The organism is Novosphingobium sp., from assembly GCF_030699305.1.
Lineage (GTDB): Bacteria > Pseudomonadota > Alphaproteobacteria > Sphingomonadales > Sphingomonadaceae > Novosphingobium.
Map to the genome: position 1 here is coordinate 76,676 of NZ_JAUYNB010000023.1, position 17,014 is coordinate 93,689.

A 17,014-nucleotide genomic window follows, 5' to 3' on the forward strand; every position below is an offset into this window, starting at 1 on the left:
GGTCAGTCGTTGCGGCCGGTGGCGTAGGAAATAAACCGCGAGGTAAGCAGTCCGCGCGTCAGGCCGGCCGCCAGTGGCATCCACCCTTCCGATGCGGTTGGCGCCCGCTCAGGCCATTCGTCCAGCAGAGCGCGCAGCTGATCCGGATCGACCAGTTCAGCCAGATCCGGACGCGCCGCGATGCGGTCCGCTTCAGCCCGGAACTCTGCCAACCGGGGAGTCAGGCGTTCGTGCCAATCGGCGTTGTGCCAACCGATCTGGGTGTTGCGACGCTGCATTTCAGGCAGCTTGCCCTTGGCCATGCGGCGGGCAAGCCAGCGCGATTGACCGTCGCGGATGAACTGATCGGTCGGCAAGCCAGCGCAGAATTCCGCAAGCGGACGATAGGCCGGCACGTCGACCTGGCGGATCCCGTAGACCTGTTCAAACCCTTGCTGCACCTCGGCGCCTTCACAATCGCGCCAATAGTATTCGAAGGCGCAAGATTCTTGCCGAGTGGTTGCATATTCATGATCGATCTGCGCGCCGTCCATGGTGGCTCTGCTGTCCGCTGCGGCCCGTTCGGCGGCCGGCAGCAGCGAAATCAGATGATTGATCGTGCTGCGTTGCGGGTGCCGCGCATGACGGACAGCGCGGCGGACCGGCCCTGGCAACACGCGCAGGAGGCTGAGCGAGGCAAGCTTTTGCCAGGTCGGTCGATTGTCGCCCGGCCGGTCTCGCAGGGCCAGCCAAAGTTGCTGCCAGCGGCCGGTCAGCAGATATTCGACATAGGCCCACCGGCCCTCGTTGCTGAAGGTCTGATTGCCGAAGTCGGCAGTCAGCATGAGGTCGCATCGCGCCTCGCGGGCCGCGGCCCACGCGCCATGATAGACATAAAAGTTGCACAAGTGATTGGGCGCGGTCCCCATTGCCGTGAACAGTTCGGTCAAGCGCGAATCGAAGTGCGTGTCCGGGTTCTGGGTGAATTGCGCCACCAGTGCGGGATGCATGGCGGCAAACGCGCGCACGAATTCGCGTTCATCCCCCATGTAGCCGTCAGGCAGATTGTCTTGCCACGCATCGCAAGGCGCAAAGGTAAAGCTGTGCAGCGGTCGGTCCGGATGTTGCCGCATGGCTTCGGCCGCCACAATTGGTGAATCCAGCCCGCCTGACAGCATGATGCCGGGCCGGTGCGATCCGGCAAGGGCCTTGGCCGTCGCTTCAGCCAGAAGGGCCTCGGTGGCTTCGACATAGTCTTCGTCGCGCGCCAGCCGAATGTCAGGACATTCTCGGGGGTCGTAAAAGTCATTTACCTTCACGCCGCCGTCGGGCGTGATCTTTACGACGCTGCCACCGGCGACACGATGACAGTCACGATACCAGCCGCGCCTTCGATCCAGCAGGTTGAAATGCAGGTTGTCCGCAAGCCGAACCTTATCCAGCTCGGCGGGAAGTCCGGCGGCCAGCAGGACGCGTGGCACCGACGATATTACCGTTTGTCCATCAAAATGGGCAAAATGCAGGGGGGGAGCGCTCCACGGGCTGCGCGCGATGCGCAGTTCATGCGCAGAAGCGATGATGGCGCAATAGTCGCCAATGACGCGCAAATCGGCATCATCCTGCCACCGTTCAACCGCAGCGCCATAAAGCGCGGCCCAATCCGCTGCCGGAAAGCCAAGTTGCGCGGAAAGTGCATCGGCGTTGTGCAGGACGCCGTGGAACAGAACCGTGGAGCCGCTTGCCGAGCGATACGGCCGCCAGCCGCGAACTGGCGCGGTTAAGCGGAGCCCGGGCAGATATGCCGAAGCCGTAGATCCATCAGCATGAAAGGCTGCCGGATGTCCGGCAAACAGACCCAGCGACGCCGCTATTCTGGATGAATGGCGCGGGGGTGACCCGCGCCAATCACGCCAAAGGGCGATCAATGTTGCTCAGCCCGTCAAAGCAGTCAGGCAAAAATGCCAGATTAGGAATTGTTCACGTTCTGAACCGGGACCGGGTTGGCGCCAGCGACGTCTTCGATCTTGCCCAAGCGGTTCAGCACCGGCTTGGACCAAGCCGTCTTGATGGAATTCTTGGTCACTATGTTAACTCCTTGAATTACTTTTCGGGGCGGATTTTGCGACCCCCTGTATCCGTATTTTCCCCTATATGCCCGAATCGCTTGGCTTTCGCAACTGCGAAGTTGCGGGTGCGAGCGTCGGTCCGGCGGCGCGGATTAACCTTTAATTTCAAGCAGGATGTGCCATTCGCCGGGCAGTTCCCCAATGACGATCCGGTCCGCCACGGAAATCCAGGCGTGCAGGTCATCCGTTCCGGTGCGACTCCGGGCAGCGCGGGTGGCGATGCACAGGCGATAGGGAATGCACCGTGCCCGCAGCATTGCGGCCAGGGCGACCGCACGGGGCAGACACTTGGTTTCAAATGGCAACCGCTGTGCGGCGCGTTCGATATGAATCGCCAGCCGCCGACTTTCCCTTGCGGTTTCCTCACCCGGCTGGGCGGTGTGGCGGGCGGGGCGATCACTTCGTTCCAGTTGCTGGCGCCACTTGCCCAAGGGCACAAACCGGACCTGCCATTGCGCCTTGCAGAGCTGGATCGCCGCTTCGAGGGTTCGGATGCGCAGCCGCCAGGAGTCAGCGATATTCAAGCAGGCCTGCTGCAAGCGCCTGGTCGATGAACTCAGTCACATCGCCGACGATTTCGTCGGGGGCCACTGCAAATTTCGCCACCAGTTCAGCGATGATGGCCGCGTTGTCCCTGGTCCCGTCGATCAGGTTCCACATTTCCAGCGCCGTACCTGTCAGCGAGAAAAAATCTCCATTGGCAAGATCCATGACAACTACTTCGTCATCGATGGTCGTTTCGGAAATAGACTGGGTTCGTTTGAATAATATGCTGGTCATCGGTCCGAATCCGGTTGGCTGCTGCCCCCGGCTTGCATCAAAATGTGTTGGGCAACAAGTGCTGCGTCCGTGCTGAACCGTTCGCGGTCGCGCGGGCGGACGAACCGGATCAAGCGCAGGGTGCGCGCGAGCTGGGCCAGTTGCCTGAAACGGTCCAGCCGGTCAGGCCGCGATGCCGCAAGGTACATTTCGGTGGTATAATGATCGTCCTGCAACCGGACCAGCTTCTCGCCGCCGCTCAACGGCTCGATCCGGGGGGGAGATCCGTGTTCCAGAAAGCACAATTCCGCCAGGGGCAGCGCATTGGTCACGACCTCGCCGACCGGCTCGGCATAGAACTTGGGCAGTGATGCCATGACTTGATCTTGCGCCTTTGCCCCCGTCATGGCGAGTGCGTCGGGCCACAGCTTCAGCCGCTTGTGCCCCGGCAGACAGACGATCCGGTCCGGCTGCGAAAGGTCCAGCACCAGCGTATCGTCGCAGAACAGGGGTAACCCGCGCCGGCTCAGCTCTGCCACCAGTGTCGATTTGCCTGCGCCCGATGGCCCCGTGAAGGCGAAGACTTGTCCGCCGACCGCAACAGCCGACGCATGGATCGGGTACAAGCCGTTGATGCAGGCAATCGCCGCATAGACGCTGCCGTTCCGCCACAAACTATCCTCGGCCGGGTCCCAGTTGGCGGGACGATCTGCGACTACGCCTTCGCCAATTTGGTAGAAGTATCGGGAACCGCTCTCGGTATGAAGCAGTCATCAAAGAGCCGCTGCTTGCCCGGACCGACCGTCACGCCGCCGATTTCGCGCGGGGCCGTGCCTTCGCGCAGCCGGGTTTCGCGAGCGAGCATGGCGATGGCGGGATGCGCGGGTGTTGGGGCTTCGCTCATGGCGATGGGGATGCCCGCGTCGACACGGCAGGTCAATTGCCGCAATGCACTACGCATAGCTACGGACATGCGACATGCAGTGTGGAAAACCCCCCAGCGCGGCTTGTTGACCCAAGATGTGGTGGGTAATCGCCGGAAAAGGAGCAAGCACGAGCGTCATGGCCGCACCGCTGATTTCACCGTCGATCCTGTCTGCCGACTTTGCCCGGCTGGGCGAAGAAGTGCGCGCGATTGATGCCGCCGGGGCCGACTGGATCCATGTCGATGTGATGGACGGGCATTTCGTGCCGAACATCACGATCGGGCCGATGGTGGTCAAGGCGCTGCGCCCGCACACTGCCAAGGTGTTCGACGTCCACCTGATGATCCAGCCGGTCGACCTCTACCTTCAGGCCTTTGCCGATGCGGGCGCGGATATCATCACCTTCCACCCCGAAGCCGGGCCGCACGCGCACCGCACCGTGCAGGCGATCAAGGCGCTGGGCAAGCAGGCGGGCGTTTCGCTCAACCCCGCGACCCCGGCCAAGACGCTCGACTACCTGATCGATGACATCGATCTGGTCCTGGTGATGAGCGTCAACCCCGGCTTTGGCGGGCAAAGCTTCATCACCAGCCAGCTCCGCAAGATCGCGGCGATCCGCAAGATGATCGACAAGACCGGGCGCGACATCCGGCTGGAGGTCGACGGCGGGGTCGATGTGACCACCGCCAAGCTGTGCGTCGATGCCGGGGCCGATGTGCTGGTGGCGGGCACGGCCACGTTCAAGGGCGGGCCGGATCACTATGCGGCCAACATCGCCGCGCTGAAGGCGGTGGGGTGAGCGGTGGTCGACACCGTCACTTCCAGCCGGGTCGAACCGATGGGCAATGACGGCGCGGCTGACTCCGGTTCAACTGTTTCAGGCCGCGCGATCCCGCTCGATTCGGGCAATGCCGAAGCGCTGGTGAGCGACCGCGCGGCCGCGGACGATGCTTACCTGCCGCAAGGCGAAGTGGTTGAACCGGGCCGGGCGCTGGCGCTGGCCGATTTCACCCCGCCGGCGATTTCTGCGGGCGAACGGCTGGTGCGGCTGGCCTATCGGCTGGGCGTTCCGGCCAGCGCGCTGACCACGCCGTTTGGCAAGCAATCCAAGCCGCGCCTGCTCGCCACCGTGCTCAATCCGCTCGTCGGCCACCGCGCTGCGGGGACTGCGCTGCGGGCTGGGCATTTTCTGGTCCACGGGGTCAAGGCGCCGATCACCCAGATCGATTTTGCCGGGGCCGCGCGGATCGCGCCGCCGCTGGAACGCGCCGTCCACAGCTTTGCCTGGCTGGCCGATCTGGAAGCCTGCGCCCCGCGCGAACAAGTGGCGCCCGTGGCCGAACGGGTGCTGGCGGCATGGCTGAATGCCAATGCCAAAGTGCCGTCCAAACCCGGCAAGGGTCCGGCGTGGAGCGTGGCCAACGCCGGCACGCGCGAACTCAACTGGCTGGTCCATGCGCCGCTGATCCTGTCGGGCAACGACAAGGTGCTGCGCGCCAGAGTGCTGGCCGCGCTGGAAGATACCGCCCGCTGGCTCGACAAGAACGTCAGCCGCGCCGAAGACCTGCTGGGCGAAGTGGCGGGCTGGTGCGGGATCGTCGCGGCGGGGCTGCTGCTGCCCGATGGCAAGCCGCGCCGCCTCTATGGCGAAGCCGGGCTGATCCGCGCGCTGGGCGAACTGGTGGGCGACGATGGCGGCGTTCTGTCGCGCAGTCCGCTCGGCCAGATCGAGGCGATCAGCCTGCTGGTCCGCCTGCGCGCCTGCTATCACGCGCTGCGCACCGATCCGCCGACCGCGCTGGAAGCGATCCTCAGCCTGCTGGTTCCGCCCTTGCTGGCGCTGACCCACGGCGATGGCTCGCTGGGCAGCTGGCAGGGGGCCTGGGCGGTCGATGCCGATGAACTGGCCGCGCTGATTGCCGCCACCGGGGTGCGCGTGCGCCCGCTGCGCGATGTGCGGCAGTGGGGTTATCAACGGGTCGTCGCGCAAAAGGCGATCCTGCAATTCGATGCCGCGCCGCCGCCGCTGACCCGGCATGCCCGCACCGGCTGTGCATCGACGCTGGCGTTCGAGCTGAGCCATGCCGGCCACCGGATCATCGTCAACTGCGGCGGGGCGGGCTGTGCGGGCGGACTGATGCCGGTCCGGTTGGAACAGGGGCTGCGCGCCACCGCGGCGCATTCCACACTGACGCTGGACGATGCCAATTCCACTGCGATCCTGATCAACGGCAAGATCGGCAATGGCGTATCCGAAGTGGATATCGACCGGCGCACGCTGGCCGGGCAACCAGGGGCCGGTGCCAAAGGTGCAGGCGCGACCCGGCTGGAGGCGAGCCACAACGGCTATGCCGCGCGCTATGGCCTGACCCATCGCCGCATCCTGATCCTGCGTGATGATGGCACTGAACTGCGCGGGGAAGACCTGCTGCTGCCGTCTGGCGGCAAGGGCCGCAACGGCAAGGTCGGCTTTGCGATCCGGTTCCACCTGGGGCCGGGGATCGATGTGCGCCTGTCGGAAGACGGGCAAGGCGCGGGGCTGGCGCTGCCCGATGGCAGCTTGTGGCAGTTCCGCAGCGGCGGCGGCCAGATCACGGTCGAGGAAAGCATCTGGGCCGACGGGCAGGGCCGCCCGCAGCCGATCCAGCAACTGGTGCTGCAGGGACTGGTCTCGCGCGGCGGCGGCAATTTTGCCTGGCTGCTCAAGAAAATGGGCTGATTTGCCCGGCCAATCGGCACACGGGCGGTAGTCAAAGCGCGCAAAATCCCTATGGGAACGCGCAAACCTTCCAACCCCTGCACCGGGATTCGCTTTCCATGACCGACGTCACCATCCGCCGCGCGCTGCTTTCCGTTTCCGACAAGACCGGCCTGGTCGAACTGGGGCAGGCCCTCGCCGCGCGGGGCGTGGACCTCGTCTCGACCGGCGGCACGGCCAAGGCGCTGCGCGATGCAGGCCTCGCCGTGCGCGACATTTCGGACCTGACCGGCTTTCCCGAAATGATGGACGGACGGGTCAAGACCCTGCACCCCAAGGTCCACGGCGGGCTGCTGGCGGTGCGCGACAACCCGGAACACGCCGCCGCGATGGCCGAACACGAAATCGGCGCGATCGACCTGGTGGTGGTCAACCTCTATCCGTTCGAGGCGACCGTGGCCAAGGGCGCGGACCGTGACGAGATCATCGAGAACATCGACATCGGCGGCCCGTCGATGGTGCGTTCGGCGGCGAAGAACCATACGTTCGTCACGATCCTGACCAACCCGGCCGACTATGCCGGGCTGCTGGCCGAGCTGGAAGCAACCGGCGGCGCGACCCGGCTGCCGCTGCGCAAGCTGATGGCCGCGCGCGCCTATGCCGCGACCGCCGCTTACGACAGCATGATCAGCCAGTGGTTCGCCTTTGCCGACCAGCAGGAACAGTTCCCGGAAATGCTCGCCGTCACCGGCACGCGCCGCGAAACGCTGCGCTATGGCGAAAACCCGCACCAGCAGGCCGCGCTCTACATCCCCAACGGGCCGCACATCCGGGGGATCGCGCAAGGGCGGCAGGTGCAGGGCAAGGAGCTGTCCTACAACAACTACAACGATGCCGACGCCGCGTTCGAACTGGCCGCAGAGTTTCGCGGGCAGGCCCCGGCGGTGGTGATCGTCAAGCACGCCAACCCCTGCGGCGTGGCCCAGGCCGCGACCCTGCTGGAGGCCTGGCAGGGCGCGCTGGCGTGCGATGACGTGTCGGCATTTGGCGGGATCGTGGCCACCAACGTCCCGCTTGATGGCCCGACGGCTGAGGCGATCTGCGAAATCTTCACCGAAGTCGTCGTCGCGCCTGACGCCGATGACGCTGCCCGCGCGGCCTTTGCCAAGAAGAAGAACCTGCGCCTGCTGCTGACCGGCGATCTGCCCGATCCGCGCCGGGGCGGGCTGAACGTCAAGCCGATCACCGGCGGGCTGCTGGTGCAGAGCCGCGATAACGGCGCGATCACGCTGGACGACCTCAAGATCGTGACCAAGCGCGCCCCGACCGAGCAGGAACTGAAAGACTGCTTCTTCGCCTGGACGGTCGCCCGCCACGTAAAGTCCAACGCCATCGTCTATGCCAAGGACGGCGTCACCGCCGGGATCGGCGCGGGCCAGATGAACCGCCGCGATTCGTCGCGCATCGCCGCGATGAAGGCGGCAGAGGCCGCAGAAAAGTTCGGCTGGGCCTCGGCCCGTACGGTCGGCAGCGCGGTGGCATCGGACGCGTTCTTTCCGTTCGCTGATGGCCTGCTGGCCGCCGCCGAAGCGGGCGCGACGGCGGTGATCCAGCCGGGCGGTTCGATTCGTGACGACGAAGTGATCGCGGCAGCCGATGCGGCGGGACTCGCCATGGTGTTCACCGGAATGCGCCACTTCCGCCACTGATCCGGCCCGGGTGAAATACCTATCCCGCAACTCGTCGCAGCGATCCTTCGCTTCGGCGTGTTGCGGCGCAAAACCGGGACTTGTTCACTCGACGGTAACCGAAAAATCGGCACTGCGGCGGCACACAAGTCGCAACAACAGGGCAAGCCTTTCCCGATGGGTCTTTTCAAGCTGGATCTTTACCGCTCATTCGCCATCGGTTTCGTGCTGGGCGCGATTGGCCTGTTCGGGGCAATCGGGTTGCAGGACGGCACCAGTCTGGCCCACCAGATGATCCCGGCCGCCGAAGCGGCCCCCGCGCACCCCGACCGGACGCGTTGATCGCCTGACACCGGGTGCCTGACATTGGCGCGGTGTCGATTGCCGCCGCCGTGCAGTCGTCCTATAGCGATGCCATGACCGCCCCGCACCATCACCACGAACATTCAGGCGAAAACCTGATCGACGCCGCGCAGCGCGCGCTGGTGGCGGCTGACGAGCAGTGGACTGACATGCGCGCCGAAGTATTCCAGGTGCTCGCCGCACAGGACCGGCCGGTATCGGCCTATGACATCGCCGAAGGGGTATCGAAGGCGCGCGGCAAACGCGTCGCCGCCAACAGCGTTTACCGGATTCTCGACCTGTTCGTGAAAGCCAACCTGGCGCGGCGGGTGGAAAGCGCCAACGCCTATATCGCCAACCCGCATCCCGGCTGCCGCCACGATTGCATCTTCCTGATCTGCGATTCCTGCGGACAAGCGATTCACATCGACGATGACCGCCTGACCGGCGCATTGGTCAGCGCAGCCCAGCGCGCCGGGTTTGCCGATATCCGCCCGGTCGTGGAACTGCGTGGCCTGTGCGCGGCCTGTTCGGGCTGAATTGACCGGGCGGGGTGGATGAACGCCGCTGCCCCCTAATCCACCCCGTCACCCCGGGCTGGACGCCGAATCCTGTCGAGATCCGCGAAACGCCTTGGGCCAACGCTCGCCACTCCTTTGAGTGGTTCCAGATTCGCACGCGCCATCGGAAAAACAGTCGTCACCCTGAACTTGTTTCAGGGTCCATCTCTCCTCCTGCACGGACAGTGCGGGCCGAGAACTGGATGCTGAAACAAGTTCAGCATGACGAATAGCGGGCGATAGCGTCCATGCAGGTGGGATCGTCAGCCGCCCACGCCGCCCACGCCGCCCACGCCGCCTATCCCAACGGCAACGTCAGCGTTGCAATCAACCCGCTGACCCCGCCCGCTGCGTCGCGCCGGTTGGCCAGTGTCAGGCGACCGCCGTGTTGCTCCGCAATCGCGCGCGCCAGCGTCAAGCCCAGGCCTGCGCCGCCGGTCACGCTGTTGCGGGACGGGTCGCCGCGGGTGAAGGGTTCCAGCATCCGGTCCAGATCGGCGTCGGGGATGCCGGGGCCGTCGTCTTCCACCCGGATGACGGCAAAGCCGTTTTCGCGGGTGAGGGTGACGCGCGCGGTCTGGCCATAGCGCAGGGCGTTGCTGACCAGATTGCGCAGCGCGCGGCGCAGCCAGGTGGTGCGCAGCGGCACGACGATCCGTTCGGACGGGGCGAAGCTGACCGGCTCGCCCATGTCCTCGAATTCCTCGGCAATGTTGGCGACGAGTGCGGACAGCTCGGTCGGCTCGCGCGGGTCGCTGGGACGGCCGACGCGGGCGAGCGAGAGGATATCGTCGAGGCTGCGGACGATATCCTCGATCGTCGCGGCCATCTTGGCGCGCTCGGTCTCATCCTCGACGCTTTCGATCCGCACGCGCAGCGCGGTGAGGGGCGTTTTCAGGTCATGCCCGATCGCGCCCAGCATGACGTCCTTTTCATCGAGCAGCGCGCCGATCCGCGCTTCCATCGCGTTGTGCGCCACGATCAGGCGGCGGATGTCGTCGGGGCCTTCGGGCGGCATCTGGCCATCGACCGCGCGGGTTGCGGCAAACTGTTCCAGCCGCCGGGTCAGCGCGGCCAGCGGACGGGTGATGCGCCCGACGATCAGCGCGATTGCGCCGACCAGCAGCGCGAACAGCAACAGGGTTTGCCCGATGAACGAAGCCAGCAGCGCCGGATCGCCGCGCGGCACGGGGACGCGCACCAGCAGCCAGCCCCCGGACTGCTGCGCCACGGCTGCGACCAGCAGGTTATCAGGCGTCCGCTGCGCGCGATTTCCCAGCAAGGCGGCTTGTCGGGCGAGACGGCTGGCCAGCCGCAGATCGTCAGCCAGCGGCCGGTGAACCACAACGACTTCGGTCAGCTCCATCCCCTGAGCGGTGAGGATTTCGGCGAGTTCTTCCTCTGCCTCATGCTCGCGCCGTTCGCCGGGGCGCAGCGGCGACCCGCCCAATCGCTCGATCCGGAGCTGGCGGGCGGCGGCCAGCAGCCGGGGGGATTGGCGGTGCTCGGCGAAATGGTCGTCAGACCGATCGCGACTGGCGGTGACAATCCGGATCGCGGCGGAATGGATCAGCGCGGCTTCGCGCCGTTCGGCTTGCGCGCGCCACAGCAACGCGGCGCTGATCCCCTGCGCCAGCAACAAGGCCAGCGCAATCGCCAGCAACAATTGCCCTTGCAGGCTGCGCGGCCACAACCGGGCCAGCATCAGGTCGTGGCCGTGCCGCGTCGCACGTCGGCTGCGAGCATATAGCCCCCGCCCCACACCGTTTGCAGCATGGTGGGATTGCGACTGTCGATTTCGATCTTGCGGCGCAGACGGCTGACCTGGTTATCGACCGCGCGGTCGAACAGGTGCGCTTCGCGGCCCTGCACCATGTCGAGCAGCCGGTCGCGATCCAGCACTTGCCGGGGATGTTCGAGGAACGCCATCAGCAGGCGGTATTCGACCGATGAAATGCTGACCAGCGCGCCTTCGGGCGAGGTCAGGCGGCGCTTCAGCGGATCAAGCTGCCAGCCTTCGAACTGGAACACTTCGTCGGTGTCCGGTGCGGGTGCGCCCTTGACGGCGCGGCGCAACACGGAGCGGATCCGGGCGACCAGTTCGCGCGGCTCGAACGGCTTCACGACGTAATCGTCGGCGCCGATTTCCAGCCCGATGATCCGGTCCATCGCCTCGCCCTTGGCGGTCAGCAGAATGGTCGGGATGGCGCGGGATTCGGACAAGTGGCGGCACAGCGACAGGCCGTCCTCGCCGGGCATCATGATGTCCAGCAGCACCAGATCGGGCTGGTCATCGCGCAGCAGGGTGCGCGCTTCGGCGGCGCTGGCCGCCTGGGTAACGGCAAACCCCTGGCGCGAGAGATACTCGGCCAGGGGTTCACGCAGGCCTGGTTCGTCATCGACGAGCAGCAGGCGGACAGGCGCGGTGTCAGGCATTGTTATGGCAGGCTCCGCGCCGGATCATCAGCCGGCGGGGGGCGGGGTCATGCCACCCTTGCCGCGCATCGACTTCATGTGTTCGCGCATCTTGGCCTGGGCCGCCTTGCGCTCATCCGGGGTCAGCGAGCCGTCCTTGTTGGCATCGGCCGAGTCGAAGTGCTTGGCGTGTGCGGTCAGGAACTCGTCCTTGCTGACGGCCTTGTCCTTGTTGGTGTCGGCCATGGCGAGCATCATCATGCCGCCCTTCATGCCGCGACCGTGGCCGCCCATACGCTTGCCGTGTTCACCAGCGCCGCGTTCGCCCTTGGCCTTGTCTTTCCATTCGGCGCGGCGTTCACCAGCAGCCTTGCGGGCGGAGGAGAATTCATCGCGCGACACGGCGCCGTCCTTGTTGGCGTCGGCCTTGTCAAAGCGGGCCATCTGGCGCGCTTCGCGGTCAGCGGCGTCGATCTTGCCGTCCTTGTTGACGTCCATTTTCGTGAACATCGTGGCGGCGTGGGCCTGCGCTTCGGCGCGGGTCACGGTCTTGTCGCCCATCGGGTCCATGCCGGGGCCATGGCCGGGGCCATGGTGGCTGGCAATTGCGGCGCCGGATATTGCGAGCAGGGCAACTGAAACGCCCAGCATTGCTTTCTTGATCATGATAAATCCCATCCATCAAAGGTTTGAAGTCGCGGGTCCCGGAAGGGGAGGGGGAGGGGGGACCGGGTGATCCCGCGACTTCATGGTGTTGTGTCTAGACCTGCCTTGTCGCGCGATTATGCCGAAGCGGGGCTGTTTTGTCGTCAATTGTCACAATTGGCTCCATCCGTTCATCCAGCCGCAAGCCGGCGGCCCGTCATAGCGGCGCGCAGGCCGCCTTCAGCCAGTCGAGCGCCGGGCCGGACAGCTGCGGGGCGAGGATCGCCTCGACCTGCGCGTGATAGGCGTTCCACCATGCCACCTCGTCCCGCGTCAGCAGCGCACAATCGACCAGTGTCCGGTCGATCGGGGCAAACGTCAGCGTTTCGAACCCGAAGTATTCGCCTTCCATGCCGGGGATGTCGCGCGGTTCGACCAGCACCAGATTCTCGGTGCGGATGCCGTAATCGCCCGCCTTGTAGTAACCCGGCTCGTTGGAGAGGATCATGCCCGCCAGCAGCTCCTGACCGGTCCCGGCCTGCCCGCCCTGCGGCTTGGCGATCCGCTGCGGCCCCTCGTGGACCGACAGGAAGCTGCCGACGCCGTGGCCGGTGCCGTGGGCATAATCCAGCCCCGCCGCCCACAAGTGCATCCGCGCAAAGCTGTCCAGCTGGCTGCCGACGGTGCCCTTGGGGAACACCGCCAGCGCCAGCGTGATGTGACCTTTGAGGACGCGGGTGAAGCGGTCCTTGTGCTCCGCCGTCGGCTCACCGGGGCCGATCCAGACGGTGCGGGTGATGTCGGTGGTGCCATCGGCATATTGCCCGCCGGAATCAACCAGATACACGCTGTTCGGCTCAATCGTGCGGTTCGATTCCTCGCACACGCGGTAATGCGGGATCGCCGCGTTCGGACCGGCGCCGGAAATGGTATCGAACGACAGGTCGCGCAGCAGGCCGGTATCCGCGCGGAAGGCTTGCAGCCGCGCCGCCGCTGAGAGTTCGGTTTCGCTGCCCCCCGGCGCTTCGACCGACAGCCAGTGCAGGAACCGCGCGATGGCCGCGCCGTCACGGGCCTGTGCGGCGCGCTGGCCAGCTTGTTCGACCGGGTTCTTGATCGCCTTGGGCAGAACGGTGGGGTCGGTCAGTTCGACGACGCTCGCGCCTGCGCCTTCCAGCGCGGCGAAGATCGCATGGACCGCGCGTTCGGGATCGACCGCCACCCGCTTGCCGCCCAGCGCCTGCAATTGCGGCACGAACGCCTCACGCGGGCGGATGGTGACGGCGTTGCCGAGATGGGCGCGCAGGTCCGGCGTGACCTTGTCTTCGGCGATGAACAGGTCTGCGGTGCCATCGGCGTGCGCCAGCACGAACGACAGCGCCACCGGCGTGCGGTCTACGTCCGCGCCGCGAATGTTGAGCAGCCAGGCCACCCCGTCGAGCGCAGAGATCACCGCCGCGTCCAGCCCGCGTTCGGTCAGCCATTCGGCCACCATCGCGCGCTTGGCCTCGCTCGGCAGACCGGCGTGCTCGGTGGCATGGACAATCGCGGGGGCCAGCGAGGGCGTGGGCCGGTCGGCCCAGACCGCGTCAATCGGGTTGCTGTCCACGGCGACCAGCGCCGCGCCTTGCGCGCTGAGCGCCTTGGTCGCGGCATCGACCCACGGCTTGCCGTGCAGCCATGCGTCATAGCCGATCCTGCCGCCCGCAGGCGCATGCTCGCCCAGCCACGCGGCGACGCTGGTCGCGGGGACGGACTGGTATTCGTACAGCCGCCCGTCGACCTGCTCGCGCACCTGAATGGTATAGCGCCCGTCGATGAAGATCGCGGCCCCCGGTCCATCAATGGCTTCGGCCAGCACCGCCGCCGTTCCGGCCGATCCGCCAAACCCGGTCAGCCACGCCAGCCGCTGGGCATAACCGCCGACATATTCGCTCATATGCTCGTCAGAAATCGGCACGACGAAGCCGTCCAGCCCGCGCGCGGTCAGTTCCTTGCGCAGGGCATCGAGGCGGGCTTCGTGGGTATTCATCAACATGGTCAGCATGGTCCGGGTTGCGGCAACTATGCTGGCAACATAGACCTTGCGCATGACACTTACCACACCCCCCTTGGCCACACCCCCCTTGGCCACACCCCCCGTCGCCGCGAAGATCCCCGCCAGCACCACGCACCACGGCATCACCGTGACCGACGATTACGCCTGGCTGCGCGATCCGGGCTATCCCGAAGTGACCGACAAGGCCGTGCTCGACCACCTGAAGGCCGAAAACGCCTGGTTCGAACAGCGCATGGCGGGCCAGCAGGGCCGGATCGATGCGCTGTTCACCGAAATGCGCGCCCGGATCAAGGAGGCCGACACCTCGGTCCCGCAGAAGGACGGCGATTACCTTTACTGGATCGAGTTCGAGGAAGGCGCGGAATACAAGAAGTGGTGGCGCAGGCCCGTGGCTGGCGGCGCGGATGAGCTGATCCTCGATGAAGTCGCACTGGCGCAGGGCCACGAATATTTCCGGCTGGGCGCGTTGTCGGTGTCTGCCAATGGCAAGCTGCTGGCCTATGCGATCGACGACAACGGCTCGGAACGTTTCACCGCACGGATCAAGGATCTGGCGAGCGGCGAACTGCTGCCGGACGAGATCCCCGGCACGCTGTCGTCGCTGGTCTGGGTCGCGGGCGATACGGGGCTGGTTTACTCCCTCGCCAACGAACAGTGGCGCACCGACAATGCCCGGCTGCACTGGCTGGGCCAGCCGCTGGCCAGCGATGTTGAGCTGTATCACGAAGATGACGAGGGCTTTCGCGTCGGATCATCCCTGTCGGCCAACGAACAGTGGCTGATCATCGGCAGCAGCGATCATGAAACCAGCGAAGTGCGGCTGGTCCCCGCCGCCGATCCGCTGGCTGCGCCGCTGCTGGTCAAGCCGCGCCAGACCGGGGTGGAATACGATGTCGATCTGCGGGGTGACACGCTGTTCGTCCACACCAACGATACCCACGAAAACTTCCGCCTCGCCACCGCGCCGCTGGCCGATCCCGGCAACTGGACCACCCTGATCGAGGGATCGGACGCGTTCTATCTGACCGGGTTCGATCTGTTCCGCGATTTCTATGTGATCGAGGGGCGGCTGGCCGGACTCGATCAGATCGAGGTGCGCTATTACGATGATCCCGCGCGGATCGAACCGATCGTGTTCCCCGAAGCGAGCTATTCGGCGGGGCTGGGCGACAATCCGGAATGGGCGGTCGATATCCTGCGGCTGTCCTATGAAAGCATGGTCAGCCCGGCCAGCGTGCAGGATTATGACGTCGCGGCGCGCACACTGACCACGCTGAAAGTGCAGGAAATCCCGTCTGGCTATGACGCGGCGCTGTATGTGACCGAGCGGCTGGAAATCCCCGCGCGCGATGGCACCTTGATCCCGGTCAGCGTGGTGATGCGGCGGGACCGCACGGGGGCGGGGCCGCTGCACCTCTATGGCTACGGGGCCTACGGCATTTCGATCGAGCCGGGGTTTTCAACCACCCGGCTCAGTCTGGTCGACCGCGGGTTCGCTTATGCCATCGCGCACATTCGCGGCGGCGACGATCTGGGCCGTGCCTGGTACAAGGCGGGCAAGCTGGAGCGGCGCACCAATACCTTCAGCGATTTCGTCGACGTCGCCAAAGGCCTGATCGCGCGCGGACTGACGCAGGCGGGCAAGATCAGCATTTCCGGCGGATCGGCCGGCGGCGAACTGATGGGGGCGGTGATCAATTCAGACCCCGGCCTGTGGGGCGCGGTGGCGGCGCACGTGCCGTTCGTCGATGTGCTGGCGACGATGCTGGACGCCACCCTGCCGCTCACGCCGGGCGAATGGCCCGAATGGGGCAACCCGATTCTGGACCAGGCCGCGTTCGAACTGATCCGCAGCTACAGCCCCTACGATCAGTTGCGGGCGCAGGATTACCCGCCGCTGCTGGTGACGGCGGGCCTCAACGACCCGCGCGTGACGTATTGGGAACCGGCCAAGTGGGTGGCCAGACTGCGCGAACTGAAGACGGACAGCAACGAACTGCTGTTCAAGACCAACATGGGCGCAGGGCATGGCGGCAAGTCTGGCCGGTTCGAAAGCCTGAAGGAAACGGCCGAGGAGTTCGCGTTCATCCTGTGGCAGCTGGGGGTGGAGGGGTGATCGCCTGTCCGCCACCACCCCCAACCCCCTCCTCTGAAGAGGAGGGGGCGTTGACTGGCACGGCCCTGCTCCTCCTCCTCTTCAGAGGAGGGGGCCGGGGGGTGGTGGCGGCAAGGAAGATCGGGTCATGAGCAATCGCCACACTCTGACTTTCACCGCCGCGCCCCAGCACATCGACGAGCTTGGCCACGTGAACAACGCGGTGTGGGTGGACTGGATCCAGCAGATTGCCACCGCGCACTGGAGCGCTGTCGCCGCGCCGGAGCATCAGGCGCAATACGTCTGGGTCGTGACCCGGCACGAGATCGACTATCGCGGCAACATCGGCCTGGGTGAAAGCGTGACGGGGGAGACTTTTATCCCCGAAGGGCCAACCGGCGCGCGGTTCGACCGGCGGGTCGATTTCCGGGACGCGAGCGGGAAAGTGATTGTCAGCGCAAAGACCACCTGGGCGATCATCGACCGCGCAGCCGGGCGGATCGTGCGGGTGCCGAAAGAGGTGGCCGATCCGTTCCGCCCGTTTGGGGATGAGGGGTAGGCTGCGCCACAACCCTCCGAACTCGTCACCCTGAACTTGTTTGGCGCTTATCCCCTTCGGCACCGTAAAGTCTAAACCGTCATGCTGAACTTGTTTCAGCATCCATTTCTCGGCCCGCACTGTCCGTGCAGGAGGAGAGATGGACCCTGAAACAAGTTCAGGG

General features: G+C 65.7%; 16 protein-coding genes. 7 read left to right on the forward strand and 9 right to left on the reverse strand.

Annotation, left to right across the window (positions count from 1 at the left end; all coding sequences use genetic code 11):
• Positions 1-2 precede the first annotated feature (2 nt).
• The 5 genes from Q8Q53_RS10345 to Q8Q53_RS10365 form a co-directional block, all read right to left on the reverse strand.
• Positions 3-1,904 (reverse strand): asparagine synthase-related protein, encoded by a 1,902-nt coding sequence (locus Q8Q53_RS10345; RefSeq protein ID WP_305701693.1) that lies wholly within the window; start codon positions 1,902-1,904, stop codon positions 3-5.
• A 293-nt stretch (positions 1,905-2,197) separates the two neighbouring features.
• A complete protein-coding gene (locus tag Q8Q53_RS10350) occupies positions 2,198-2,629 on the reverse strand; it encodes a lasso peptide biosynthesis B2 protein (protein WP_305701694.1) in 432 nt (143 codons plus the stop codon).
• The gene (locus Q8Q53_RS10355; protein WP_305701695.1) at positions 2,616-2,885 is read right to left on the reverse strand and encodes a PqqD family protein; all 270 of its coding nucleotides are present in this window, start codon (positions 2,883-2,885) and stop codon (positions 2,616-2,618) included. The genes Q8Q53_RS10350 and Q8Q53_RS10355 overlap by 14 nt, the downstream gene beginning before the upstream one ends.
• Positions 2,882-3,538: a hypothetical protein gene (locus Q8Q53_RS10360; protein ID WP_305701696.1), complete on the reverse strand. Its 657-nt coding sequence runs from the start codon at positions 3,536-3,538 to the stop codon at positions 2,882-2,884. Before Q8Q53_RS10360 ends, Q8Q53_RS10355 begins: the two co-directional genes overlap by 4 nt.
• A gap of 41 nt (positions 3,539-3,579) precedes the next feature.
• Complete coding sequence (locus Q8Q53_RS10365; RefSeq protein ID WP_305701697.1) at positions 3,580-3,768, reverse strand: hypothetical protein; 189 nt, start codon at positions 3,766-3,768, stop codon at positions 3,580-3,582.
• A 158-nt stretch (positions 3,769-3,926) separates the two neighbouring features.
• Here Q8Q53_RS10365 and rpe point away from each other — a divergent pair, with 158 nt between their 5' ends.
• The 5 genes from rpe (at position 3,927) to Q8Q53_RS10390 (ending at position 9,057) form a co-directional block, all read left to right on the forward strand.
• Entirely contained in the window at positions 3,927-4,589 is a 663-nt protein-coding gene (gene rpe, locus Q8Q53_RS10370; RefSeq protein ID WP_305701698.1) for a ribulose-phosphate 3-epimerase, read from the forward strand.
• Between the two features lie 39 nt (positions 4,590-4,628).
• Positions 4,629-6,509 (forward strand): heparinase II/III family protein, encoded by a 1,881-nt coding sequence (locus Q8Q53_RS10375; protein ID WP_371136541.1) that lies wholly within the window; start codon positions 4,629-4,631, stop codon positions 6,507-6,509.
• Positions 6,510-6,607: 98 nt separating this feature from the next.
• Entirely contained in the window at positions 6,608-8,197 is a 1,590-nt protein-coding gene (purH, locus tag Q8Q53_RS10380) for a bifunctional phosphoribosylaminoimidazolecarboxamide formyltransferase/IMP cyclohydrolase (RefSeq protein ID WP_305701700.1), read from the forward strand.
• Between the two features lie 156 nt (positions 8,198-8,353).
• Positions 8,354-8,518 (forward strand): hypothetical protein, encoded by a 165-nt coding sequence (locus Q8Q53_RS10385; protein WP_305701701.1) that lies wholly within the window; start codon positions 8,354-8,356, stop codon positions 8,516-8,518.
• Positions 8,519-8,592: 74 nt separating this feature from the next.
• Entirely contained in the window at positions 8,593-9,057 is a 465-nt protein-coding gene (locus tag Q8Q53_RS10390) for a Fur family transcriptional regulator (RefSeq protein ID WP_305701710.1), read from the forward strand.
• A gap of 319 nt (positions 9,058-9,376) precedes the next feature.
• On the opposite strand, the gene Q8Q53_RS10395 is transcribed toward Q8Q53_RS10390, so the two are convergent.
• From Q8Q53_RS10395 to Q8Q53_RS10410, 4 genes are all read right to left on the reverse strand, one after another.
• Positions 9,377-10,783, reverse strand: a complete 1,407-nt coding sequence (locus tag Q8Q53_RS10395) for an ATP-binding protein (protein ID WP_305701702.1) — start codon at positions 10,781-10,783, stop codon at positions 9,377-9,379.
• A complete protein-coding gene (locus Q8Q53_RS10400; RefSeq protein ID WP_305701703.1) occupies positions 10,783-11,514 on the reverse strand; it encodes a response regulator in 732 nt (243 codons plus the stop codon). Before Q8Q53_RS10400 ends, Q8Q53_RS10395 begins: the two co-directional genes overlap by 1 nt.
• Positions 11,515-11,541: 27 nt before the next feature.
• Positions 11,542-12,159, reverse strand: coding sequence for an EF-hand domain-containing protein (locus Q8Q53_RS10405; RefSeq protein WP_305701704.1), 618 nt, complete (start codon positions 12,157-12,159; stop codon positions 11,542-11,544).
• 196 nt (positions 12,160-12,355) lie between these two features.
• Positions 12,356-14,170 (reverse strand): aminopeptidase P family protein, encoded by a 1,815-nt coding sequence (locus Q8Q53_RS10410; RefSeq protein WP_305701711.1) that lies wholly within the window; start codon positions 14,168-14,170, stop codon positions 12,356-12,358.
• Positions 14,171-14,228: 58 nt separating this feature from the next.
• Here Q8Q53_RS10410 and Q8Q53_RS10415 point away from each other — a divergent pair, with 58 nt between their 5' ends.
• Together Q8Q53_RS10415 and Q8Q53_RS10420 are read left to right on the forward strand one after the other, a co-directional pair.
• Entirely contained in the window at positions 14,229-16,313 is a 2,085-nt protein-coding gene (locus Q8Q53_RS10415; protein ID WP_305701705.1) for a S9 family peptidase, read from the forward strand.
• A gap of 127 nt (positions 16,314-16,440) precedes the next feature.
• Positions 16,441-16,851, forward strand: a complete 411-nt coding sequence (locus Q8Q53_RS10420) for a thioesterase family protein (protein ID WP_305701706.1) — start codon at positions 16,441-16,443, stop codon at positions 16,849-16,851.
• Positions 16,852-17,014 lie beyond the last annotated feature (163 nt).